The following is a 23,215-nucleotide window of genomic DNA, read 5'->3' on the forward strand; positions in this document are numbered from 1 at the left end:
GGATCCGACCGGCCCGGACGCGGCGACCGCAGCGGACGCCCTCGGCAACGGCATCCACGACGGCCGGGGCCACCGCCAGAGGTTGGTGGCTCATGCGATCTTCTCCCCCACCCAGCGGGCGAGTTCCAGGGGGCTGAGGGCGGCTACGGGCATGCCCGCGGCGACGAGCTGCCCGGCGACTCCGGTGGAGTAGCGGGGGCGGCCCGCGTCGTCGAGGCTGGCGCAGCCCAGGACGTGGCAGCCGGACCCGACCAGGGCGCGGACCTCGGCCAGGAGGCCTCCCAGCGGGTATCCCTCCTCGAAGTCGCTGACGACCACGACGAGGGTGCGCGAGGGCACCGTCACCAGTTCGCGGGCGTGCCGCAGCCCGGCGGCGATGTGGGTGCCGCCGCCGACGCTCACCTCCAGGAGCAGCGAGAGCGGGTCCCCCACGTGGTCGGTGAGGTCGATGACCTCGGTGGAGAACGCCAGGAAGTGCGTGGACAGGGTGGGCACCCCGGCCAGGACGGAGGCGGTGAGCGCGGCCCAGATCGTGGAGGCCTCCATGGATCCCGACACGTCGGTGACCAGGATCAGCCGCCAGTCGGCCGCCCGCTGAGCCCGGGCGCGGAACACCGGCCGCTCCGGGATCACCCGGACGGTGCCGTCGGGACCGCGGCGGGCGGTGGCCAGGTTGGCGCGCAGCGTACGCGCCAGGTCGAGGCCGCCCCCGGGGCGCCGGCTGGGCCGCGGCAGGGCGGTGCCGTGCAGTGCGGGGCGCAGTCGTGTGGCGAGTCGGCGGGTGAGTTCCTCGACCAGGCGCCGTACGAGCGGGCGGAGCGCGGCCAGCCGGGCCTCCGGCAGCCCGCCCGCGTGCCGCAGCACGGTGCGCAGCAGGTCGACGGAGGGGCGCACGCTGTCGGGGTCGAGTTCGGCGATCACGTCCTTGCGGCCGGACGCGGCGGCCGCCGCCAGCACCTCCTCGCGGACGCCGGGCCCGAACAGCGCCGCCAGTTCCTCGGACCACTCCCGTACGCCGGGGTAGGGCGCCTGGCGGCCGCCGCCGGCCGTGCCGTGGCCGCCGAGGTCGCCGCGGCTGCCCTCGCCGCGGCCGTTGCCGTACAGCTCGTCAAGGGCTGTGGCCAGGGCGGCGGCGGAGGGCGGCAGCCGGTCGCCGCGGCGGCCCAGCACGAGGCGCCACCGGTCGGCAGGCGCGAGGGTGCGGGCTTCCGCGGCGTGGGCGGGGCCCGCATCGTCGTCGGCCGCCCCGCCTGCCAATCCACCCTCGCGGGCTGCCGCATGGACAAGCGGTACGGACGGGGCACGTGACGCGCCGTCGGCGGAGGCGGCCGGCGCTGCGGTCGGGCCATCGCCGCGAACCGCTGCGTCGGGAGTGGTGGCACCTTGCGGTTCACCCGGCGACGCCGTGGCGGCGGGCTCGCCCGGGTACGCCGTCGCCGCCGGGCCGGTGGGGCCGACCTCCCGGCCGGCCGCATCGGCGGCCTGGTCATGCGAGGGTGGCGTCTCGCGGGGCGGGAGCAGGCCCCAGCGGGTCAGCGCCGCGCGGGCGGCGAGGTCGGCGCGGGTCCAGGTGGCGAGCGCGACGGGGTCGACGCCCGCGGTGTCGGCGACGCCTTCGGTGTCCAGGCGTTCCTCGACGGCGGCCAGGAGCCGGTCCCGGGCAGCCGGGCTGAGGGTGTCGAAGCCGCCGCGCAGGGCCGGGAGGCGCGACAGGAAGGCCTGGTCGGGCAGGTCGCGGACGCGGTCGAGCAGGGGTTCCAGCGCGGGGGCGGCCGTCTCCAGCAGCGGGCCGGCCGCGGTCAGCAGCCCGGTCAGCCGGGCGGTGAGGGCGGCGCGGGAGTCGGGGTCGCCGGCCGCGTCGACCCAGGAGGCGACCCGGGCGCCGAGGGTCTGGGGCGCCTCGTGGCCGAGGAGGACCCGGACTGCGCCCGCCGCGCCGCGCATCAGCGGGGAGCCGTCCGCGGCGAGTCGCGCGAGGGCGTCGGTGAGCCGGACGCCGCCCAGGAGGTCGGCGCGGTGGGCGAGTTCGAGCAGCGCGTGCGCGTCGGCGGGGTCCTCGGAGCCCGTGAGGCCGTCGACCTGGCGGACCGCGGCCGCGGTCAGCAGCTCGGCGACGGCGGCGGCACGGGCGGTGCGGGGTTCGCCGGCGTCCAGCCCGGCGATGTGCCCGGCCCGGACGCGGTCCAGCAGGGCGAGTCCCGCGAGGAGTTCGGGAAGGGTGCCGGACGCGGGGAGCACGTCAGCGGTCTCGGCGAGGCGTTCCGCGGCGAGCGCGGGCAGCCCGCACTCCGCGGCCCGGGCCAGTCCGGCGAGCGTCTGCGCGGCCGTCGGGCCGCCCTCGTCCGTCTCCTGGCGGCGGTGTTCGCGCAGCACGCCCTCGGCGGCCTGGGCGGCGGTGACACCGCGGATGCCGGCGGCGGTGAGCATGGCCGCGGTGGCGGGTGTCCAGCGGACCTCCCAGCGGGTGGTGAGGCCCTCGGTGCCGGCTGCCCCCGTGACGTCCTTCGGCTCGGCGTAGGGCACGCCGCACACGGTCAGTCTGCGCAGCAGGAGTTCGCGGCGGCGGTCGAGGTCGGAGCGGAGCGGATCCAGGCGCAGGTCCCGGACGTCGGCCGGGGCGGCGCCGTCCGGGCCGGGGCCGGGCAGGCCCAGTGCGGTCAGTTCCCGCTCGACGGCGGGGGCGAGGCCGCTGCGCGGCGCGCCGGGGGCGGGGCGGCCGCCGCGGGTGCCGACCAGCACGCGTTCCATGGCGCGCGCCACGGCCCGTCCGCGTCCGTACGGCTCCCCCTGGGCCAGCACGGTCTGCACCGCCTCGACGAGTTCGCCGCGGCCGGCTGCGGGCAGGCCGCGGAGCCGGGCGAGGTCGCCGGCGAGCCGGCTGATCTCGCGGGCGTCGGCGGGGCCCGACGGGTGGCCCTGGGCGCGCAGTTCGGCGCAGACGCGGACGGCGGCCCGGGTGAGCGCCTCGTCGAGGGCGGCGGGGTCGCCGGCCGCCTCCAGCACCATGTGCTGCCATTCGGGGTCGCGGATGCCCGCCGGATAGCCGGAGCGTTCGTCCAGCAGCGGGTACGCGTAGGGGATCAGGGAGGTCGTCCAGGCCGCGCCGTCCTCGGGTGCGGGTGCCGCGTCCAGGCCTTCCGCGGGGGCGGTGTCCCGCGGCCACAGGGCGGCCGGGACCAGGGCCGGCGCGTGGAAGGCGCCGACGACGACGGCGGTGCGGCGCCCGTCCGCGGCGGCCTCGGCGATCCGGGCCCGCATCCACTGCTCGCGGCGCAGGTCGAGAGCGGGGACCCCGGCGCCCTCGGCGGCGTCCCTGCGCAGCGCCCAGCCCGTCAGGAGGGCGGCGCGGCGCAGGGCTTCGGGTGGCGAGCCGGGGGCGGTGGCCTCGACGAGGCGGTCCCAGAGGTCGTCGCCGGGGCGGCCGCTGAGCCGGGCGCGCAGGGCGGCGTGCAGCCCCCGGCCGGGGTCGCCCGGCGCGGCCGTGGTGCGGCCGGCCTGCCAGGCGCGGTCGGCGAGCGGCAGGTCGCAGGCGACGACGGGGACGCCGGTGCGTGCGGCCCAGCGGACGGCGGCGAGTTCGGGCGAGAAGTCGGCGAAGGGGTAGAAGGCGGGGCCGCCGCCCCCGTCGCCGGGGGCGGCGGCGAGGGCGACGGGGGCCCGGGTGTCCTCGTGGGCGAGCCAGGGCAGCCACTGCTGCATCTCGGCGGGGAGTTCGACGAGCAGCACGTCGGGCTTCGCCGCGTCGAGCAGGGCGGGCAGCGCGGCCGCCAGCGACGGGGCGTGGTGCCGTACGCCGACGAGGTAGGGCGCCGCCGGGTCGGTGAGGACGGCGGCGGCCTCGTCCGGGGTGAGGGACACGGGCTCAGCCCTCCAGGACGGCGCGCAGCTCCCACAGGGTGCGCCAGGTCGGTGAGCCCTGCTCGGCGCGGCGCCGTACGGGGCCGTCCCAGTAGCCGAGGAGGCGGGCGGCGTCGGCCGGGTCGTCCTTGCGCACGACGCCGAGGAGGTGGCCGGGCAGCAACCCCAGCACGTCCCGGTCGCCGGGGAAGTAGGCGGCGGCCAGGGCGAGCGCGCCGGCGACCGCGACGGCCTCCGCGGTGCTCATCACCGTGGAGGGCCGCTCGACCTCCCAGCCCTCGGCGGAGCGGCCCTCGCGCAGGTCGCGGAAGGCGGTGACGAGGGCCTCCAGGACGGCGTCGTCGACCTGGTAGGGGGCGCCGGCCCGTTCGACGGCGGCGCGGGACTGGCTGCGCACGAGTGCCGTCTCGGCGTCGAGGTCGCCGATGGGACCGACGGTCTCGAAGTTGAAGCGCCGCTTGAGGGCGGCGGACATCTCGGAGACGCCCTTGTCGCGGAGGTTGGCGGTGGCGATCAGGTTGAAGCCGGGCGCCGCGTGCGCCAGGGCGTCGTCGCCGCCGGCGAGTTCGGGGACGGCGATGCGCCGTTCGGAGAGCAGGGAGACCAGGGAGTCCTGCACCTCGGGCAGGCAGCGGGTCACCTCCTCGACGCGGGCGACGGCGCCGCGGGTCATCGCGGTGAGCACGGGTGAGGGGACGAGCGCCTGCCGGCTGGGGCCCTGGGCGAGCAGCAGGGCGTAGTTCCAGCCGTACTTGAGCTGGTCCTCGGTGGTGCCCGCGGTGCCCTGGACGACGAGCCCGCTGGTGCCGCAGACCGCGGCCGACAGCAGTTCGGAGAGCATCGACTTGGCGGTGCCGGGCTCGCCGACGAGGAGCAGGCCGCGTTCCCCGGCGAGGGTGACGACGCACCGCTCCACCAGGGCGCGGTCGCCGACGAACTTGGCCTCGACGACGAGGCGCCGCGGCACGCCCTCGGGGACCTCGGCGTCGTCGGGCAGGCGCAGCGCCTGCCCGCCGCTGCCCATCACGAAGGTGACGACGGCGCGCGGGGTGAGCCGCCAGGCGGGCGGGCGGGGTCCGCCGTCGTGGGCGGCGAGGAAGGCGAGTTCGGTGGCGAACCGGTCCTCGGGCGGGGTGATCTGCCGCGCGGCAGGTGCGGGGACGGTGGTGGTCATCGGCGGCGGCCCTTCCGGGTGGCACGGGTGGTGAGTTCTTCGAAGCCGGGGGCGTCGCCGGAGCGGACGCGTTCCCATGCGCGGGCGAACAGCTCGGGCACGGGCAGCAGGGGCACGACGCGGGCGTGGTCGCGGACGGGGTACAGGCCTTCCTTCCACGTCTCCACGGGGACGGCGGGCGCCTTGAGGTCGCGCCAGCCGCAGGGCAGGAAGAGGGTGCGGCCGGCGCGGGGGCGCTTGGCCTCGACGACGAGGCCGGTCGCGGCCAGTTCGGCGCGGGCCTTCTTCATGCGGGTGGGCTTCCAGCCCGTCCAGCGGGCGCAGTTGCGGTCCGTGGGGTCGGGCAGGGCGAGCAGTTGGAGGTAGAGCGCCGCGGCGTCCTCGCCCAGGCCGTGGGCGCCGGCGACCTCGGTGACGAGGGCGGGGACGGAGACCGTGGGGTCCTGGGCGTGTCCCGCCGGTTCCCCGGCTCCGCCGCCCGCCGCGACAGCGCGGGCGAGTTCGCCGTCGAGCACCGCGCGCAGCGCCTGCACGCCGCTGTCGCTCTGGACGCCGACGAGTCCCTCGACGAGGCCGAGGACGGGGTCGTCGGCCCCGGTGAGCCCGGCCGGGCGGAGGAGGACCGTCTCGGTGTCGCTGTACCAGGGGCGGAGCACGAGCGCCTCGCCCACGTCGGTCATGCCGTGGGTGCCGGCGCCGCCGGCGGCGGGCAGGCCGTACGCCTTGCGGATCTGGGCGGCGGTGGGGCCGCCCTTCTCCGTCCAGGCGATGTCGATGTCGAGCAGCAGGCCGGGGTCGGCGATCCGCCGGCGCAGCGCGGCCAGGCCCTCGGGGAGGGCGGCGCGCAGCGGATGGCCGTACGGCAGCCCGTAGGCGAGCCCGGCGAGGGCGGCGACGGAGCGGGTGATGTCGTACCGGCCGGGCAGCGCCGCGGGGTCGGCGGGGACGAGCTCGCCGTCCTTGTCGGGGCGCTGCACGGTGGTGCGGCTCAGCCACGGCGTCAGCGCCGGGTTGAGCACGGCCTCGGCGGAAGCGGCGGTGACTCCGGCGAGGTCGGCCGCGATGTCCTCGGGCAGGCGGACGACGTCGCCGAGGCGTTCGCGCCAGACGCGGCCGGCGGCGTCCGCGTCGGGACCGTGGGTCCACAGGTCGGCGGGGTCGTCGGGGAGGAGGGCGCCCATGAGGGCGGCGCAGTCGTGCCGGGGCACCGAGCTCAGCAGGCTTTCACCGAAGGCCTTCTGGCGTGCCTTCAGCTCCATGAGGGTCAGTGCCTCGGCGCCCGGCTCCTCCGGTCGCCCGGCGAGGAGCAGGGTCGCCTGGACGGGGCCGAGGCCGCCGCGGGTGGCCGCCGCGAGCGCATCGGGGGCGCAGCGGTGCCAGGGTGCGGGGCCCTTGTCGCGGATGAGGCGGGTGACGGCGGCGAGCCGCTCGGCGGGAAAGGCCGGCGCGCGGTCCGTCCCGTGCTCCAGGGTGAAGTGCGCGACGGCGCCGAACGCCCCGGTGGGGTCGTGGTCGAGGGCGAGCCAGTGGACGCGGTTGCGGTCGCCGTCGATCCGCCGGCAGCCGAGGATCACGACGGTGCGTCCGTCCTTGCGCAGGACCTGTCCCGCGCGCTGCTGCTTCCCGTGCCTCTCGCTGAGGACCACCTCGCGCAGGCCGCCGCCGGGCACCGCGAGCGGCCCCTCGGTGATCGCGTCGAAGAGGAGGAGCAGTCCCTCGCGGATCGCCTGGCTCGTGACCGGCGACGCGGCACGGTAGGCCAGCGGGCGCAGCACGGCCAGCGCGGGCGGCCACTCGGTGCCCATGGCGGGGACGGTGTGCTCCTCGCTGCGCCAGCCGTCGCCGACGGCGCCGAGCTCGGCCGGGTTCGGCAGCGGCTTGCCGTCGGCCTCCTTGCCGGACAGGACGTGGTTGACCGCCCGGATCTGGCGGAGCACGCTCCACTCCGTGCCGCCGCCCCACCAGGAGTGGCCCGGCTGGTCGGCGATGCCGAGGGTGGCGGCGCGCAGCGTGGTGTCGTCGCCGTGCAGCGGCTTGTGGTCGGCGAACATCTCCTCCGTGCGCCGCGGCTGCCGCGGCTTGTCGGCGGGCGGGGCGACGAAGGAGGCGACGGACTCGGCGTGCCGGAGTGTGCCCCTGACGAGGGCGGTGACGCCGATGAGGAGCCGTTCGTCGGTGAGGGCCGGGAGGGCGGCGGCGACCGCGGCGCGCACGACGGCCTCCGCGGACGGGCCGGTGTACTTCTTGGTGCGGTCCACCTCGGCCTGACGCTCCGCCAGGGCGTGGGCGCCGGCGCGCAGCAGTTCGGCCGCCTGCTCGTCGGTGAGGGCGCGCAGCACCGCGGAGGCGCCTTCGTCTCGGGGGCGCAGGGCGTGCCAGTAGGCGAGCGGCGGTACGTAGCGGGTGCCGGCGGCGAAGTCGCCGCCCTGCTGCGTGAGCGTCACACTGCCGAGTTCGTCGTCGCAGGTGACGTCGCCCGCGGCGTACAGCGACACGTTCTGGCCGACGAGGGCGGCCACGGGCCCGGCCCCGCCGGGGAGCCGCAGCGCGCCCAGCGGGACGCACGCGGACCACCGCCGCTGCCGGGTGGGCAGGGCGACCGTACGGCCGTCGGGTGTGCCGGCGACGGTACGGGAGCCGCCGCCCTCGCCCTCGACGCGCACCCATCGGCCGAGGACGGTGCCGTCGGTGCCGAAGGGGCTGTGTTCGAGGCCGGGTTGCAGCGGCAGGAGCTCGCAGTCCTCCTGGCGGAGCCGCGCTCCGTCGCGGATGCCCGAACGGAGGAAGGCGGGCAGTGAGGCGCGGCCGTGGGTGCCGGTGACCGGGTCGTACTCCAACCACACCTCGTGGCCGCCCTGCTTGCCCTGGCGCCAGAGCGTGGTGCCGTCGCCGAGGACGGGGCGGCTGGGCGGCAGCACGGTGTCACCGGCGTGCAGGGTGCGGCCGCCGGTGGCACGGCCGCCGCCGGGCAGCGGGATCGACGGGGCGGCGACGTGGCCGTGCCACCAGTGCGGGAGTTCCTCACCGCCGACGGTGAACACGTCGGCGGGCCGGGCGGACCAGTAGCCGAGCTGCTTGCCGTCCTGCCACCACATGACGAGGAGTTCGCCGTCGGCCCAGCGGAAGTGGGGCCGGCTCCAGCGGTCGAGTTCGACGGGGATGCGCAGGTCGTGCTCGAGCAGCACCGTATCGGGCCCGACGACGACGGCCTTGTCCCCGCGGCTGAGGATCAGCGCGGGCCAGGCCTCGGCGACGGCGAGTTCGTGGTTCTTCCTCTTGCCGACCGCGGCGTCGAGCAGCCGCAGGCCCTCTTCGAGGGCGGGCCAGCCCAGTTCGTCGAGGATGCCCTCGCGGAGGGTGCGGCCGAGCGTCGGCGCGATGTCGTGCGCGGCGACGCGTGCCACGGCCTGCGGGTTGACCCGGGCCGCGACGGCGCGGAAGGGGCGCAGCCGGCTGACGGCGGCGCGGGCGGCGGGCAGGCCCGCGGCGCGGGTGAACTGCCCGGCGGCCTCGTCCAGCCAGGTGTGCAGGACGTCGCCGAGCACCGGGTGACCGGCCAGGGCCTGCAGCACGCCGGGCAGCCCCCGGTCCTCGCCGAGGCTGCCGACGGCCTCGTGCAGCAGGCGGCGCAGGCGCGGGTCGGCGCCGGTGGCGACGAGGTCGCGGCGGGCCGGGTCGGCGGTCTCCAGCCAGCGGCGCAGCGGCAGGTGCACGGTGACGTCCGCACCGGGGACGGTCAGCGGCACGCGCTCGGCGGCGCACAGGTCGAGCAGGTCGATCTCGGCGCCCTGGTGCCAGCGGCCGGTGAAGAGGTCGACGGGCCGGCCGTCGGCCCGCAGCCGGGGCGCCATGCGGGTGACGAGGTCGAGGGTGGCCGCGGAGCGTTCTGAGGCGCCGGAGCCGTGCTTGCGGTGGCTCGCCCAGCGGCTCAGCCAGTCGGCGGCGTCGACGGCCCGCGCGGCCTCCCCCGCCTCGCCGGTGAGCAGGGTGTCGGCGCCGGTCTCGACGAGCAGGGCGAGCCAGGACTCGTCGCCCTCGGCGTCACGGCCGAGCCCGGCCGGCATGATCTCCAGCAGCCGTGCCCGCACGGCCGGTTCGCTCCCGGCGAGGACGACGAGGGTGGCACGGTAGGCGGTCCAGAAGGAGCCCGGCGCGCGGACGACCGCGGGCGAGGCGACGAGGTCGGCGACGAGGGCGCACTCCTCGGTGACCCGGTCGAGCCCGGCGGCCTTGATCAGGCTCCTGGCGTCCTGCGGGAGGGAGGCGTACGGGGGCATCCCGGCGGCGCAGCGTTCCACGATCAGCTGCCGGAACTGCCCCCAGGCCTCCGCCGGGTCCAGCCGCCGCGCCAGGTCCTTGACGTGCTCCTTGAGGGCCTTGACGGTGAGGGCGCCCGCGAAGGCGAACTCCAGGAACACCGCGCGCTGCCGGTCCTCGTCGACGGCGAGGCCGTGGACGCGTTCGGCGGCGCGGGCCTTGCCGAAGAAGGCGGCGGCGTACGTGGTGTTCTCGTGCTGGAGGAAGACGCGGGCGGCCTGCTCGTGGAAGGTGGGCAGGAAGTGCGGCACGGCCCGGCCCAGGCGCTCGGCGAGCGCGTCGAAGCCGTCCTTGGCGGCGCCGGCGCGGGACTTGGCCATCCGGGCGAGCCGTTCGACGTCCTTGACCAGGGCGAGCGCGTGGTGGCCGTTGGCCGGGTCGTTGACCAGCGCCCAGGCGGGGAACCCGAGGGTCTCCCGGCGGACCTGGCCGACCTCGGGGGCCTCGTCCTCGCGGGTGAGGCCGAGGAAGTCCAGGGCGAGGTCCTCGGCCTCGCCGAGGGTGCCGGGCACGAGCCGGACGACCCGCCGGTCGTCGAGCACGGGGTGGGTGTAGGTGCGGACGGTGAGCGTGTCGGCGTCCTCACGCGTGGTGGTGCCGGGGGGCAGCACCGCGCCGGCGTCGAGCAGCGCGGCCGTGGTGGTGGGGTCGTACGTGGTCATGCCGCCTGCTCCTCGTCCTCGATGTCGCGTCCCGCGTAGAGCGCGGCCGCCATGCGCATGCCCTCCGACCAGGCGACGGGGCCGACCTGGCCGAGCGTCAGGGTCTTGCCTGCGGTGTCGGTCCAGGTCAGGGGCCCGGTCTCGGTCTCGCTCCAGCCGTCGTAGTCGCCGATCCAGATGCGGGCCTCGACGGCACGCCCGTCCTCCAGCACGGGGCAGACGGAGTGCCCGCCGCGCACCCGGTAGCCGAGGGAGGTGGCGCGGCCGTGCAGGAAACGCAGCTCCTTGAAGCTGCCGCCCGCGTACTCCTCGACGAGGGTGCCCTCGGGGTCGAGCCCCTCGGGCCGCCGCCACACCTCGCGGAAGAGCTGCCCGGCCCTCTGCTCCACGCCCAGCTCGACGGCGAACTCCCGCAGCTCCTCCAGGTCGTCGAGGAGGACGGGGTGCGGGATCCGGACCAGCTCCGGGGCGATCCGCACGGTGTCGCCGTCGAGGTCGACCAGGCCGAGGCCGCGCTCGCCGTCGGCGTCCCGCAGGAAGCCGGCGACCTCTCCGTCCTCCCCGGTGACGACGAGATCGCGCAGGGCCGCCCGCCAGGCCGGGTCGGGCCACACGCCGCCGATCACGGCGAGGGGCACGGGCAGCGACCGCACCATCCAGCGCTCGACGTCGGCGAGGCACTGGCGTTCGTGCCGTTCCAGCCACTCGGTGAGCTGCCGCAACCCCGTGACCACCGGGTCGTCCGCCAGCTTGGACGGCACCGACTTCAGCCGGCGGCCGGCCGCGTTGCGGCACACGACCTTCCCCTCGTCGAGGGCGACTTCGTAGTCGCCCACGGTGACCCACCCCATGCGTGCCTCCCTGCAACGCCGTGATCAAGTGACCGGAACACTAGGCGAGGCCACTGACAACGCCCCCGCCACCCTGTTGACGACGCGTCCGGCCACAACCGGAAGGGCGCGGCGCCGGCGCCGGGAGGCCCCGCGCGGGGCCCTTCCGGGACGCCGGACGCGCTGGGCGCCCCGCCCGCCCGACGGGCCGGTCCGCTCCGCGGCACCGACCCCTTCGGCACCGTCCGTCCTCCGCGCCCCATAGCCCCTTCCTCTGCCGAGAGTCGACGATTCGCCACCCCTGTACGGGCTTGGCGATCTCCCCGGACGGGGATCGTCATAAGAGCACACAAAGGGGATGTGACGGGGGGATGTGCCATGGGGACGGTCTTCGCCGCGCCCGCGGCCGCCGGGGACGGCGGCCCGTGGCCGGAGGGGTTCTGGGAGCAGTCCGGGGGCACCGCCGTGTGGGTGCTCGGCATCTTCGCGGTGGCCGTGTTCATCGGCCTGCTGCGGCTGGGCTCCGGGCTGCTGCGGCGGCATCGCAGCAGCCGGCTGCTGCCCGTGGTGGTGTGCGAGGACCGCGGTCTGCTCGGCGGCCACGGCAACGGGCACCGTGGCAACGGCGGCGCCCCCGGCACCCCCGATCACGGCACGGCCACGAGTCCGCGGTCACCGCCGAACTCGCCGCGTACATCACGGAGCACATGGCCGCCGACGCGCTCGGCCCGAACGTCCTCACCCCGGGCAGCGGCACGACCATCGGGCCCGACCCGGCACCGGAGACCGCCTCCTCCCCGCACGGCTGGGTGGACGTGATGAAGCGGCTCGCGTTCTTCCGCCCCCGGGCGTACCACGTGATGCTGCACTGCCTGTCGACGGGCGACCAGCCCACCCGCTTCTCGGTGCGGATCCTGTACATGCCGAAGAACACGGTGGTGGCCGCGACCATCCTGGAGGGCCGCACCCCCGCGCCGGGCGCCACCGACCGGGACAGGCGCGACGCCGAGCGGGAGCTGTACGAACGCGTGGCCTGCTACTGCACCGTCAAGATCCTCGCCGATCCGCGCTCGCAGGACCGCATCCCCCGCTGGGAGAGCTGGGGCGACGACCCCGACGCCTACCGCCACTACCGCATGGGCACCAGGGCGCAGGAGGAGGCGCTCGCCGCGAACAAGCGCCGGGACGTGGGCGGCGAGCGCGCCGCCCACGAGCGGGCACTGGAGCACTTCGAGGAGGCCGCGGCGCTGGTGCCGGCGAACCTCACCGTCCGCCAGCACCAGGCGGGCGTCCTGGAGCTGATGAGCCAGTTCCCCGGTGTCGCCGACCCCGGCGACCACATCCGGCAGGCCGTCGAGATCTACACGTACTGCGTCCAGTTGTGGCCCGAGCACATCGAGACGGCCTACCGGCTCTCCATCGCCCGCGCCGAGGAGAGCCGCCACCCGGCGCGGCACGCGGAGCGCAGCAGGCGCCGCGAACCCGGTTCGCGGGAGCACCTGGAACGGCTGCTCAAGCGCCTGTCGCGGCGGGCCATTCTGCGGCGCTACGCCCGCACCCTGCTGCCCGGCCGCCGCAACCTGGGCGAACGCCGCTACTGGCGGCAGTGGTGGGCCATGGAGCGGCCCCGCCCCTCCCTGCGCACCCGGCGCCGCTCCTTCCGCGGGGCGGTACGCATCGCCGGCGCCGCCGAGGTGCTGCGCCAGAACGGCTCGCCCGAACCCGACGACGTCCGCACGGCGTTCCGGAACGTGGCGCGGGAGGTCACCGGGGGCTGGGCGCGCTGGGGCCGACTGTGGGGCGGCCGCGACTGGGGCCTGCGCCGGCTGCTGTACGCCGACCACCACACCGGTGCCGACCACGTGGGCGGGGACACACACAGCCGGGCGGGCATCGCCGGTTCCGCGCCACGGCACCGCGGCTCCAACAGGGCCGCCGCCGGATACCTCGTCAACTACAACGCGGCGTGCTTCCTCAGCCTGGCGCTGGCCGCGCGGCCCCCGGTCGGCTCCGCCGCCTGGACGGACGACGAATGGCGCGAGGACTGCGCCCGGGCGGCCGTCGTCCAGCTCAACACCAGCCTGCGGGTGACCCGCAGCCAGTTCTCCGCGGCCTGGGCGGAACGCGACACCGATCTGCGGCCACTGTTCACCGGCCGCCTGGGCGGCGGGCCGGTGGCGGCCTGGGGCGAGATCGGCCGCAACTGGGCCCGGTTCACGGGCATCGACGTCACCGAGGAGGCGGCCGCGACACACCCGTGAGGCCCGCCGCGCGCAGGGCGGGGCGGCGCCCTCCTGCGCGGGCCGTGTCGTGGTTAAGGTCGCGGCATGTTAGCTGTGTTGGTCAACGGTCTCCCCGGCGCCGGGAAGACGACCCTCGCCCGGATGCTAGCCCGCGAACTCGAGCTCCCGCTGTTCAGCAAGGACTCGGTGAAGGAGACCCTGGCCGACGCGCTGGCCGCGCTGCGCCCGGAGGGCAGCGGGGCGCGGGAGTGGAGCCGCTGCCTCGGTGCCGCGGCGGGCGAGACGTTGTGGACGCTGCTCGCGGACGCACCCGTCGGCGCGGTGCTGGAGAGCCCGTGGCTGGCGCACATGCGGCCCGTGGTGGCGGCGGGCCTCGCGCGGGCCGGCGCGTCCGAGGTGCACGAGGTGTGGTGCGCGGTGCCGCCGGACACAGCGCGCCGCAGGTTCCGGGAGCGGGCGGCGGCGCGGCACCCGGTGCACACGGAGGGCGCGCGCTTCCCCGAGGAGGAGTGGCGGTTCTGGACGGAGATGGCCGAACCGCTCGGCCTGGGCAGCGTGCACCGGGTGGACACCACCCGCCCGGTGGACGTCGTACAGCTGGCGCTGCGGATCGCGGGCGGTCCTTTCCCGGCGCTGTGACGCACGGCGGGCTGTGCGCGAAGTGCTAGTCCGGCTCCCGCCCGCCGCCTGGCGTGAGGACCCGTCGGCGCCGGCGGCGGCACGGGAAGGGGACACGGGCGCTCGTGCCGGGGCGCACCGGCCCGGGTACGCCCGCGCGAGGACGGCGGGCCGCCCGTCGCGGCGCACCGCGGCACCTCCACGACCGCCTACGTCCGCCGCACGCGGCGGACGCCACGGCCCCGCGCGTACGGGCGGCACCCGGCGGGGAACGGCGGACGGGGTGGTCGCGGCCCAGGGCGACCTCGAGGCGCCGCCGCTCGCCGCGGGCGGCACGACGGAACCGAAGCCGCCGGAGCCGGCCGTGGCGGACGGGCAGGCGGCCGGGGAGGCGTTCTGGCAGGTGCGGGCGGTCCTGGCGCGGGACATCGCACGGGCGGCGGCAGGGCACCAGGTGGCCCGGGGCCAGTGGCCCGCCCCGCCCTCCGCGCAGGCGCCGCCGGGCGCCGCCACGGCGCCGCACCGTCCCCGGGTCGCGGAGGGCGGCGTGGTGCTGCTGCCCGGGCACCGCGGCCACCGGGGAAACCGCGGCTGCTCGACGGCATCGCGCTCGCCGGCCCCCGGCTGGACGTGTGGCGGGCGCCGGCGGACGGCTTCACCTTCACCGCCCTCGGGGGCCCGCTGACCGGCCGCCCCGCGGCAGGGGCGGGCGCGCTGCGCCCGCCCCCGGAGGCTCAGGCCGGGGCGCTGTCCGGCTGGGGGGCGGCCGGCCGCGCGTCGTCGGTGAGGGCGGTCCAGGTACGGGTGGCGGCCCCGTGCGCGATCGCCCGCCACCAGGGGTCGAGCGGCAGCCCGGCCACCGGCTCGAAGGGCTCTCCCGGGCGCGGCACGGCGACCCGGGCCCCCACGGCGAGCGCCGCGGTGACGGTGCCCTCGGCGGGCTCCTCCCAGGGGTGCGGGGCCAGGTTGAACGTGCCCCAGTGGATGGGAAGCATGACCTCGCCGCGCAGGTCCTGGTGGGCGCGGACGCCCTCCTCGGGGGTCATGTGGATGTCGGGCCAGAAGTCGCTGTACGCACCGATCTGCACCATGGTGGCGTCGAACGGCCCGTACGCCTCGCCGATCTCCGCGAAACCGGGGAAGTAGCCGGTGTCGCCGCTGTGGTAGACGCGGTGCTCGGGCCCCGCGAGGACCCAGGACGCCCACAGCGTGTGCTGGGTGTTGCGGATCGCGCGGCCGCAGAAGTGCCGCGCCGGGGTCGCGGTGAGGGTGAGACCGGCGACCTGCGTCGACTCGTGCCAGTCCAGCTCGGTCATGCGGTCCGCGGGGACGCCCCAGCGCTCCAGGTGGGCGCCGACGCCCAGCGGCACCACGAAACGGGTGCCGGACCCGGCCAGCGCCTTGATCGTCGGCATGTCGAGGTGGTCGTAGTGGTCGTGGGAGATGACGATCGCGTCGGCCTCCCCCAGCTCCTTCAGCGCCACCGGCGGCTCGTGGAGCCGCTTGGGGCCGACGAAGGAGAACGGCGAGCACCGCTCGCCCCAGACCGGGTCGAACAGGACGCGGCGCCCGTCGATCTCGGCCAGGACGGTGGAGTGGCCCATCCAGGTGAGCCGCAGGCCCGAGGCGGGCGGGGCGGCCAGGTCGGCGAGGGTCGTGGTGTGCAGCGGGATGTCACCCGCCGGGGCCCTGCGGATCCGCTCCCCCTTGCGGAAGTACGTCCGGGCGAACCGCAGCATCGATCCGGAGGGCGCCGTACGAGCGCCGACGGGGTTGGTGAACACCCCGTCGGCGAAGTTCGGCGACCGCCGGATGCGCTCCATCCGCTCCCCGTACGGGTTGTCGCCGAAGGCGGGGATGAGGCTGGAGAGCAGGGAACGCTTCGGACTGGGGCCGGACACGGCACCTCCCGTTGGTCGGCGGTCACGAACGTGCCGTGAGCCGTCAGGCCCCGGCAGAACCAGTATGTACAGCGACAACTCCTACACCGGTCATTCCGGTTCCGCGCCCCTTCGCGGGATCGTCCTGGGGCGGCCCGCCGGCCCCGCCCAGGGCCGGCCACACGTCTGTGACCAGGCTTTTCGCCGGTACGGAAGTTCGTGTCCGTACCTTCGATGGTGCCACCGTCGCGGCCCGGGTGCCGCCCGCCCCACCGGGTACGGGCGGCACCCGGGCCGCGCCGGACGGGCCGCTACCCGCGGCCGGGCTGGCCGTAGGCGCGCTCGACGTGGAGCTTCAGCACCAGGCGCTTGTCCTCGACCATGGCCCGGCGGTAGTCGTCCCAGTCGGGGTGTTCGCCCCGCACGGCCCGGTAGAGGTCGATGAGCTCCTCGACGGTCGCGTCGTCGCGCTCCGCGGCGACGGGGGTGAGTTCGGCCGTGCCCTCCGCGACGGTCCAGGCCCAGCGGTCGGCGCTGGTGACGTGGTAGCTCGCCCGGGGGTCGCGGCGCAGGTTGCGGGTCTTGGCCCGGTCGTCGGTGAGGGAGACCCGCAGCACCTTCGTGTCCGGGTCGTAGTGGTGGTTGACGTTGGACAGCTGGGGGCGGCCGTCGCGCTTGAGGGTGACGAGCACGCCGCCGTCGGTGTCGGCGAGCAGGCGGAGGAGGTCTGTGTCGCTCATGGCTGGCTCAACGACCGTCCGGGGGCGAGGATTCCACGACCGCGTCCGCCGGGTCAGCCGCGCCCGGTGGGTGGCTCCGTCGGCCCAGGCGACGGTCACCTCGTGCACCCCCGACGGCGACACGCCCACCCGGACCCCGGCGACGGCGGAGAGCGGGCCGGCGTCGCCGGCGCCGGTGAGCCGGGCCGCGCAGAGGAAGAGGTCGCCGCGGCTGCCGCCGGCCTCGGTGGTCTGTCCGGCGAGGACGGGGGTGACCGCGCGAGCGGCGCACGCGGTGGCGGTGGGCGGCAGGTCGGGGGCGGCACACAGACCGTGCAGCGGCAGCAGCTCGGAGGTCAGCCCCTCGCCCGCGGGCCAGCCCGTCTGCCGTACGGCCGTGCCGGCGGCGGCCCCGCTGACCAGGTGGGCCCGGACCTCGGCGGCGCCCCTGGCCATCACGAGGCTGACGACGCGGACCCGGTCGCCCGCCCGGGAGCGGGAGGCTGCCCATCCCTCGCCGGCGCCGAGCGGGGTGAGCCCGGTGCGCGCGGTGACGGCGCCGTCGGTGCCGAGCGGCCCGAAGTGGTTGTCGGGGGGCGTGTCGCCGGTCAGGGGCGCGGTGGCGGTGGAGTAGGCGTACCGCGCGTAGTGGGCCGCGTAGCGGTCGTCCTCGCTGCCGTGGTTGTGCAGGCGTACGAGGCCGTCGGCGGCGGTCGACTGGATCAGCCAGTTCGGCGCGGGCAGCGCGGTCAGGGCGTCGCCGCGTTCGACGGGGGCGGGCTCCTCGGGCGCCGTCCACACCTCGTGACCCGGCGGCAGCAGCAGGCCGAGGAAGCCCTTGCTCGCCCAGTACGGGGAGCCCGGCCCGGAGTAGTCCTGCAGGACACCGGGGAAGGGCCCGTGCCAGCCGAGCGACAGCAGGCCGTCGGGGCCCGCGGCGCCGCGGTCCAGGAAGTGGCGCAGGGCGCCGGAGGCAAGGCGCCGCGTGGTGCCGGGCGCGAGCGGGGTGCGGCCGGTGAGGGCGCCGAGCCACAGCGGCGCGACGGCGGCGACGCGGTAGGTCAGCGAGCGGCCCTGGTGGAGGGGCGCGCCGTCGGCGCCGAACAGCCGGGCGTGGTCGGCGAGATGGACGCGCAGCCGCTCGCCGTAGCGGTCCAGGAGGTCGGTGTCGCCGGAGAACCAGGCCTCCAGCACGGGGTAGAGGTGCAGTGCCCACCCGTTGTAGTGGTCAAAGGCGCGCAGGTCGGCGTCGGAGTACCAGCCGTCGCCGACGTACCAGCGGTCGATGCGCCGCAGCCCCCGCGCGACGGCGTCCCGGTCGCCGAGGAAGCCGCCCACGGTGGCGGGGAACATCTCCCAGTTGTTGGGCCACGCCTGTGCGGTGGCCGCCCGGGAGAGCCAGGCGGTGGCGCGTTCGCGTACGGGCCCGTCCAGCCGGTCCCAGAGCAGGCGGCGGGTCAGCCGGAGCCCGATCGCGATGGACGCGGCCTCGACCAGCGGTTGTGTGCGGTCGGCCACGACGGGCCAGTCCTCCGGCCCGTCCCCGCCGGGGCGCGCGGTGCCGGCGGCCAGGCCGTCGGCGTAGCGCTGCAGCAGTCCTGACGGATCATCACCGTCGGCGCCCGCCACACGGATCGCGGCGAGCAGGAACGTCCGCGCGTACCCCTCCAGGCCGTCCGAGCGGGCGCCCGAGCGGCTGTTGCGGCCCCCGGGGAGGTGGTAGAGCGCCCCACCGGGCGTGGCGTACGGGGCGACGGCGGCGAGCAGGCCGTCGGCGACCGCCTCCCAGTGGGCCCGGGTCCAGCCCGTGTACGGGCTCAGCTCCCGGTCCTCCGGCGGCAGTTCGAAGGGGTGCGGCGGCGTGCTCCTGGTCATGGTGCGCATGCGGCCCTTCCGGGGTCGGGAACGGCTTCGGGCGGCGCGCCGGCCTCCCGCGGCGACCGGCCGGCGGGTGACTCTACCGCCGCGCCGCAAGCGCTTTCCAGGGCGCGCGACAGGACGACCCGTGCCGGCCGCGTCCCGGCAGGACGTGCTGCGCCCCGCACGAGACGGCGACGCGCCCCCCTCAGCCCTTGACCGGCGGCGGCGAGGTCGGGCGTCCCAGGTACGTCAGGGGGCCGGGGTCCGGCACGGGGAGCTCCCGGAAACCCATCCGGTCGTAGAAGGCGCGCGCCGCGGTGTTGGCGGTGACCATGCCGAGGTGGACGGCGCCGACGCCCTGGCCGGCCAGGGCGGAGAACAGACGCCCCATCAGCTCCCGTCCGTAGCCGCGTCGCTGGTAGGCGGGCAGCAGGTCGATGTGCAGGTGTGCGGGGTACCCGGCGAGTTCGGGCACGATCATGCGCTCGGGGCGGTGCAGGAGGTCCGCCATCAGTTCGTCCGGGGTGACCGGGGGCGCGGACGGCTTGGGGTGACGGTGTTCGAGGCGGGGCAGCCACTCGACGCGGAAGCGCCGCACGAAGGCGGCGGTGTCCGCGGTGCCGACGATGTAGCCGACGGCGCGCGTGCCGTCGTCGACCACGAAGGCCAGTTCGGGCTCGAGGTGGGCGTAGGGCCCCGCGAAGTTGTCCGGCAGCAGGTCGTGGTCGGCGTAGAGGTGCCGGGCGTCGCCGCCCTCGTGGCCGGTGCGCACACAGATGTCGTAGACGGCGGCCCGGTCCTCCGGGCGGTACGGGCGGATCACGGCGCGTGGGGTCATGCGGGCATGATGCGCGCATGGGAGCGCTCCCACAAGCCCTGCGGCACATCGCGTTAGGCTGAACCACACGGGGGCCCACAGGCCGAGGGAGGTCGCCATGGCCCCGGCCGCCGAGACGCTGGCCGTGTCGCACGGCCCCTACCGCCTGCACGCCGAGATCACCCCCGGCCCGGGCGCGCCCGCGGTCCTGATGCACGGCCTCCCCGACAGCAGCCGCCTCTACGACCGCCTCCTCCCGCACCTCGCGGGCAGGCTCCCGGTGGTGCGCTTCGACTTCCTCGGGTGGGGGCGCTCCGACAAGCCGTCCGGCCGGCGCTACACCGTCGCCCAGCAGGTGGACGACCTCGCCGCCGTCGCCGACGCCCTCGCGGCGGGCCGCACGAGCCGCCGACTGGTCCTGGTGGCGCACGACTCCTCGGGACCGCCCGCGATCGACTGGGCGCTGGACCACCCGGACCGCGTGGCCCGGCTCGTACTGCTCAACACCTACTACCACTGGACGCCCGCGCTGCGCCGCCCTCCGGCGATCGCCCTGTACTCCACCCCTCTGCTGCGCTCGGCGGCCCGCGCGGTCGCCCGGCGCCGCCCCGACCTGGACCGCAGGCTCTACGCCTGGCAGGTGGGCGGCTTCATCCGCGACCCGGAGGTGCGCGAGGCGTACGTGGAGCGGCTCTACGCCCAATTCCCCGCGGCGCGCCCGGCGTTCTGGGGGCTCAACGACGAACTGCTGCACGCGGTGCTGAGCCGGCGGCGGCGCATACCGGAGATGCGGGAGTTCCAGCCGCCGGTCCGGGTGGTCTTCGGCACCCGCGACCGCTGGCTCAACACCCGTGTCGCCCGGCAGTTCTCCGTGATCTTCCCGCACAGCGAACTGCGCCTGCTGATGCGCGCCGGGCACTACGTGCAGGTGGACGAGCCCGAACGGGTCGCCGACGCCATCACCGCCCCCTGACCCGGGACCCGGCTTCCGGTCACGCGGGAGGGGGAAGCTGCTCGCGCACCCACCGGGGATCGGGGTTGGTGTGCGGCCGGCCCGCCACGACGACGGTCGGCACGGTCTCGTTGCCGCCGTTGGCCGCCCTCACCACCGCGGCTCCCGCCGGGTCGCGCCAGATGTCGACCCAGTGCAGCCGGCGGGCACCGCGGCCCAGCCGGATGCGCAGCCGTATGCAGTAGGTGCAGCCCGGCCGCCAGAAGACGACCGGCCGGCCGTCGGCCGCACTGCGGCGCTGCGCCTCCAGCGCGCCGACCGGCCTCGGGAAGAACAAGGGCGAGAGCACGCCCGCGAGCACCAGGAAGACCAGCAGCAGCACCGCCGCCCTGCCGGGGTGTCCCGCGAGGGCCGGCCCCGCCGCGGCGACCGCGCCGCAGAGCACCATCAGCGTCGGCATGGTCCATGAGCGCGTCATGGTGACGCAGGCTATCGGCACGCCGGAACACCCCTCGGGCCCGGCCCCGGACCCGGCCCCCGACCAGAGCTCGACGGACCGGGGTCCCGGACCGGGCGTCGCGCGCCGCCCGGTCCGGGACCCGCGGGGCGCGGCGGGCTACCCGCCGGGGCACTCCTTCCACGCCAGGTGGTAGGTGGTCCTGATGCTCCCGTCCGTGGAGTCCATCGTCATGAAGCTCGTGGTCCGCGACGGGTCCGAACTCCCCGCGCTCACCCGCAGTTCGGTGTTGAATTTGAAGTTGCGCAGCTCACCGCAGGGTGCCCAGACCAGCGCGGCGACGTCGACGCTGTCGGTGGACTGCCAGTTGTCGTCGAGCGCGCCGCGGAAGGTGTGGCTGATGGCGCTGGTCTCGGGAGCCTTGGAAGTATTGACGTCCTCCTCCCGCTGAAGGGGGAGATACCCGCCTACCGTGCCCTTGAGGGGTGTGGTGTCGGGTGGGTTCCCGCTTCGCTGCGCGGTGCCGGGACGAGTCCCGGTCTTACCTGCGCTCGACGGGCTGTCACGGCCAGTCCGGCCGCCTTCGCGACGTTGACCGCCGCGTTGATGTCCCGGTCCAAGACTGCTCCGCACGCCGAGCACGTCCACTCGCGGACATGCAACGGCTTGGGGCCGTCGTTGACTCCGCATACTGAGCACACCTGCGACGTGGGCTCGAAGCGGCCGATCCGGACGAAGGTGCGCCCGTACTGGGCGGCCTTGTACTCCAGCATCGCCACGAACGCCGACCAACCAGCGTCGTGGATGGACTTGGCCAGGCGCGTGCGGGCGAGCCCCTTCACCGCCAGGTCCTCCACGGCGACCGCTTGGTTCTCGCGGATCAGTCTCGTGGAAAGCTGGTGATGGAAATCGTGGCGTGCGTCCGCCACACGCGCATGTGCCCGCGCGACACGGAGCCTGGCCTTGTTCCGGTTCTTACTGCCCTTCTCCTTGCGGGACAGGGCCCGCTGCGCCCTCTTCAGGCGCTTCTCCGCTCGGCGCAGAAAGCGCGGACTGTCGACCTTCGTCCCGTCGGACAGGATCGCGAAATGCCCGAGCCCGAGGTCGATCCCGATCTCGGGCGTCGTCTGCGGCAGCAGTTCCTCTGGGCCGGTCTCGACGACGAAACTCGCAAAGTACCGGCCCGCACTGTCTTTGACCACCGTCACCGAGGACGGCACCGACGGCAGTCGCCGTGACCACCTGACTTCGACATCGCCGATCTTCGGTAGCCGCAGCCTGCCACCGGGAGTGATCGACCAGCGGGCATTCGCCGTGAACCGCACCGCCTGCCGCGTGTCCCTCTTCGACTTGAAGCGGGGTGCGCCCATGCGGGGACGCTTGCCCTTCAGGCCGTCGAAGAAGTTCCGGTACGCCGCGTCCAGATCCCGCAGCGACTGCTGAAGGACGACCGACGACACCTCGCCGAGCCACGCCCGCTCCGAGGTCTTCTTCGCCTCGGTGATAACCGCCTTCGACAGGTGCCCGGTCTTCGGGAACGACAGGCCCTCCCTGCGGGCGGTCTCCCGAGCCCGCAGGGCGTCGTTGTAGACCACCCGCGCGCACCCGAACGCCCGCGCCAACGCCGCACGCTGACCAGCGCCCGGGTACAAGCGGAAACTGTACCGAAGCTGCACGTGGATCATGCTACTTAGTTGGTTTACAGGTAGCGATGGGAACATTTGTGCAGACCGTCACGCGTCTCCCGTAACCACGATCCGGACAGTCAGCCGACACCGACGACGCCCCGCGGTCCCGGTCGTGGCGGCTGAGACGCATCCTGGCCGATCGGTCCGCCCTCATACGCGGACGTCTAGGCTGGAGGACATGGACGCACTCTCGGGCCTGCTCGACGGCCCCCGTGCGCGGGGCGCCTTCCTGCTGCGCATGGTCATGGAGCCGCCGTGGTCGGTGCGCATCGAGGACCGGGCGCCGCTGTGCGTGATGACGGCGGCGCGCGGCGGGGCGTGGATCGTGCCCCAAGTCGGCGCGCCGGTACGGCTGCTGCCCGGGGACGTGGCCGTGGCGCGGGGCCCGGCGCCGTACGCGGTCGCCGACCTCCCCTCGACCCCGACGCAGGCGTGGATCCTGCCCGGTGAGGTGTGCCGTACGGCGGAGGGCCACGACCTGGCCGACGCGATGGCGCTGGGCGTGCGGACCTGGGGCAACCGGAGCGACGGCAGCGACGTGCTGCTGGTCGGCACCTACCGGCTGGACGGCGCGGTCGGCCGGCGGCTGCTCGACGCGCTGCCGCCGCTGCTGGTGCTCCCGGCGCGCGAGTGGGAGAGCCCGCTGCTGCCGCTGCTGGCCGAGGAGGTCGTCAAGGACGAACCAGGGCAGGAGGCGGTGCTGGACCGGCTGCTGGACCTGCTGCTGATCTCCGTGCTGCGCACGTGGTTCGCCCGGCGCGGCGAGGCGGCGCCCGCCTGGTACCGGGCCTTCGCCGACCCGGTGGTGGGCCGGGCGCTGCGGCTGCTGCAGAACAACCCGGCCCATCCGTGGACGGTGGCGGTGCTCGCCGCCGAGGCGGGTGTGTCCCGGGCGGCGCTGGCCCGGCGCTTCGGGGAGCTGGTCGGTGAACCGCCGATGGCGTACCTGACCGGCTGGCGGCTCGCGCTCGCCGCGGACCTGCTGCTGGAGCCGGACGCCACCCTCGGGGCGGTCGCCCGCCGGGTCGGCTACGGCAGCCCCTTCGCGCTCAGCGCCGCCTTCAAGCGGGTGCGGGGGGTGAGCCCCCAGGAGCACCGTGCCGGCACGGTCCGGGCGGAGTGACACTGGAGGGAGGAGTC

The 23,215-nt window shown here is 75.9% G+C and carries 14 protein-coding genes and 1 pseudogene; 5 read left to right on the plus strand and 10 right to left on the minus strand.

Features of this window, described 5'->3' with window-relative positions:
• Nucleotides 1–90 precede the first annotated feature (90 nt).
• The 4 genes from ACFZAU_RS34035 to ACFZAU_RS34050 are packed head-to-tail and all read right to left on the minus strand — an operon-like array spanning nt 91 to nt 10,862.
• A complete protein-coding gene (locus ACFZAU_RS34035; protein ID WP_500555375.1) occupies nt 91–3,858 on the minus strand; it encodes a DUF5682 family protein in 3,768 nt (1,255 codons plus the stop codon).
• 4 nt (nt 3,859–3,862) lie between these two features.
• Nucleotides 3,863–5,032, minus strand: a complete 1,170-nt coding sequence (locus tag ACFZAU_RS34040; RefSeq protein WP_500555376.1) for an ATP-binding protein — start codon at nt 5,030–5,032, stop codon at nt 3,863–3,865.
• Nucleotides 5,029–10,011 (minus strand): hypothetical protein, encoded by a 4,983-nt coding sequence (locus ACFZAU_RS34045; RefSeq protein WP_500555377.1) that lies wholly within the window; start codon nt 10,009–10,011, stop codon nt 5,029–5,031. The genes ACFZAU_RS34040 and ACFZAU_RS34045 overlap by 4 nt, the downstream gene beginning before the upstream one ends.
• Nucleotides 10,008–10,862, minus strand: coding sequence for a DUF4132 domain-containing protein (locus tag ACFZAU_RS34050; protein ID WP_500555378.1), 855 nt, complete (start codon nt 10,860–10,862; stop codon nt 10,008–10,010). Before ACFZAU_RS34050 ends, ACFZAU_RS34045 begins: the two co-directional genes overlap by 4 nt.
• A 686-nt stretch (nt 10,863–11,548) precedes the next feature.
• On the opposite strand from ACFZAU_RS34050, the gene ACFZAU_RS34055 reads away from it, so the two are divergent.
• The 3 genes from ACFZAU_RS34055 (at nt 11,549) to ACFZAU_RS34065 (ending at nt 14,387) form a co-directional block, all read left to right on the plus strand.
• Nucleotides 11,549–13,102: a hypothetical protein gene (locus tag ACFZAU_RS34055; protein ID WP_500555379.1), complete on the plus strand. Its 1,554-nt coding sequence runs from the start codon at nt 11,549–11,551 to the stop codon at nt 13,100–13,102.
• Between the two features lie 66 nt (nt 13,103–13,168).
• Nucleotides 13,169–13,723 carry a P-loop nucleotide/nucleoside kinase family protein gene (locus tag ACFZAU_RS34060; protein WP_500555380.1) on the plus strand — a complete coding sequence of 185 codons (555 nt, stop codon included), beginning with the start codon at nt 13,169–13,171 and terminating at the stop codon, nt 13,721–13,723.
• Between the two features lie 262 nt (nt 13,724–13,985).
• A complete protein-coding gene (locus ACFZAU_RS34065; protein WP_500555381.1) occupies nt 13,986–14,387 on the plus strand; it encodes a beta-galactosidase domain 4-containing protein in 402 nt (133 codons plus the stop codon).
• Nucleotides 14,388–14,436: 49 nt separating this feature from the next.
• Here the strand turns inward: ACFZAU_RS34065 and ACFZAU_RS34070 are convergent, their stop codons facing one another.
• The 3 genes from ACFZAU_RS34070 to ACFZAU_RS34080 all read right to left on the minus strand — a co-directional run bounded on the left by ACFZAU_RS34070 (nt 14,437) and on the right by ACFZAU_RS34080 (nt 18,999).
• Nucleotides 14,437–15,603, minus strand: coding sequence for an MBL fold metallo-hydrolase (locus tag ACFZAU_RS34070; RefSeq protein WP_500555382.1), 1,167 nt, complete (start codon nt 15,601–15,603; stop codon nt 14,437–14,439).
• A gap of 290 nt (nt 15,604–15,893) precedes the next feature.
• On the minus strand, nt 15,894–18,185 hold the full coding sequence (locus ACFZAU_RS34075) for a TIGR03618 family F420-dependent PPOX class oxidoreductase (RefSeq protein ID WP_500555383.1): 2,292 nt from the start codon (nt 18,183–18,185) through the stop codon (nt 15,894–15,896).
• Between the two features lie 181 nt (nt 18,186–18,366).
• The gene (locus ACFZAU_RS34080; RefSeq protein ID WP_500555384.1) at nt 18,367–18,999 is read right to left on the minus strand and encodes a GNAT family N-acetyltransferase; all 633 of its coding nucleotides are present in this window, start codon (nt 18,997–18,999) and stop codon (nt 18,367–18,369) included.
• Nucleotides 19,000–19,096: 97 nt separating this feature from the next.
• Here ACFZAU_RS34080 and ACFZAU_RS34085 point away from each other — a divergent pair, with 97 nt between their 5' ends.
• Complete coding sequence (locus tag ACFZAU_RS34085; RefSeq protein WP_500555385.1) at nt 19,097–19,951, plus strand: alpha/beta fold hydrolase; 855 nt, start codon at nt 19,097–19,099, stop codon at nt 19,949–19,951.
• 19 nt (nt 19,952–19,970) lie between these two features.
• Here ACFZAU_RS34085 and ACFZAU_RS34090 read toward each other — a convergent pair whose 3' ends face one another.
• The 3 genes and pseudogenes from ACFZAU_RS34090 to ACFZAU_RS34100 all read right to left on the minus strand — a co-directional run bounded on the left by ACFZAU_RS34090 (nt 19,971) and on the right by ACFZAU_RS34100 (nt 22,063).
• A complete protein-coding gene (locus ACFZAU_RS34090) occupies nt 19,971–20,408 on the minus strand; it encodes a glutaredoxin domain-containing protein (RefSeq protein WP_500555386.1) in 438 nt (145 codons plus the stop codon).
• 138 nt (nt 20,409–20,546) lie between these two features.
• Nucleotides 20,547–20,801 (minus strand): annotated as a pseudogene (locus ACFZAU_RS34095) (DUF4360 domain-containing protein); the annotation flags it as partial.
• Nucleotides 20,802–20,854: 53 nt separating this feature from the next.
• A complete protein-coding gene (locus tag ACFZAU_RS34100; protein WP_500555421.1) occupies nt 20,855–22,063 on the minus strand; it encodes an RNA-guided endonuclease InsQ/TnpB family protein in 1,209 nt (402 codons plus the stop codon).
• A 190-nt stretch (nt 22,064–22,253) separates the two neighbouring features.
• Here ACFZAU_RS34100 and ACFZAU_RS34105 point away from each other — a divergent pair, with 190 nt between their 5' ends.
• Nucleotides 22,254–23,198, plus strand: coding sequence for an AraC family transcriptional regulator (locus ACFZAU_RS34105; protein WP_500555387.1), 945 nt, complete (start codon nt 22,254–22,256; stop codon nt 23,196–23,198).
• Nucleotides 23,199–23,215 lie beyond the last annotated feature (17 nt).

The organism is Streptomyces sp. NPDC008238, assembly GCF_042956445.1.
Classification (GTDB): domain Bacteria; phylum Actinomycetota; class Actinomycetes; order Streptomycetales; family Streptomycetaceae; genus Actinacidiphila.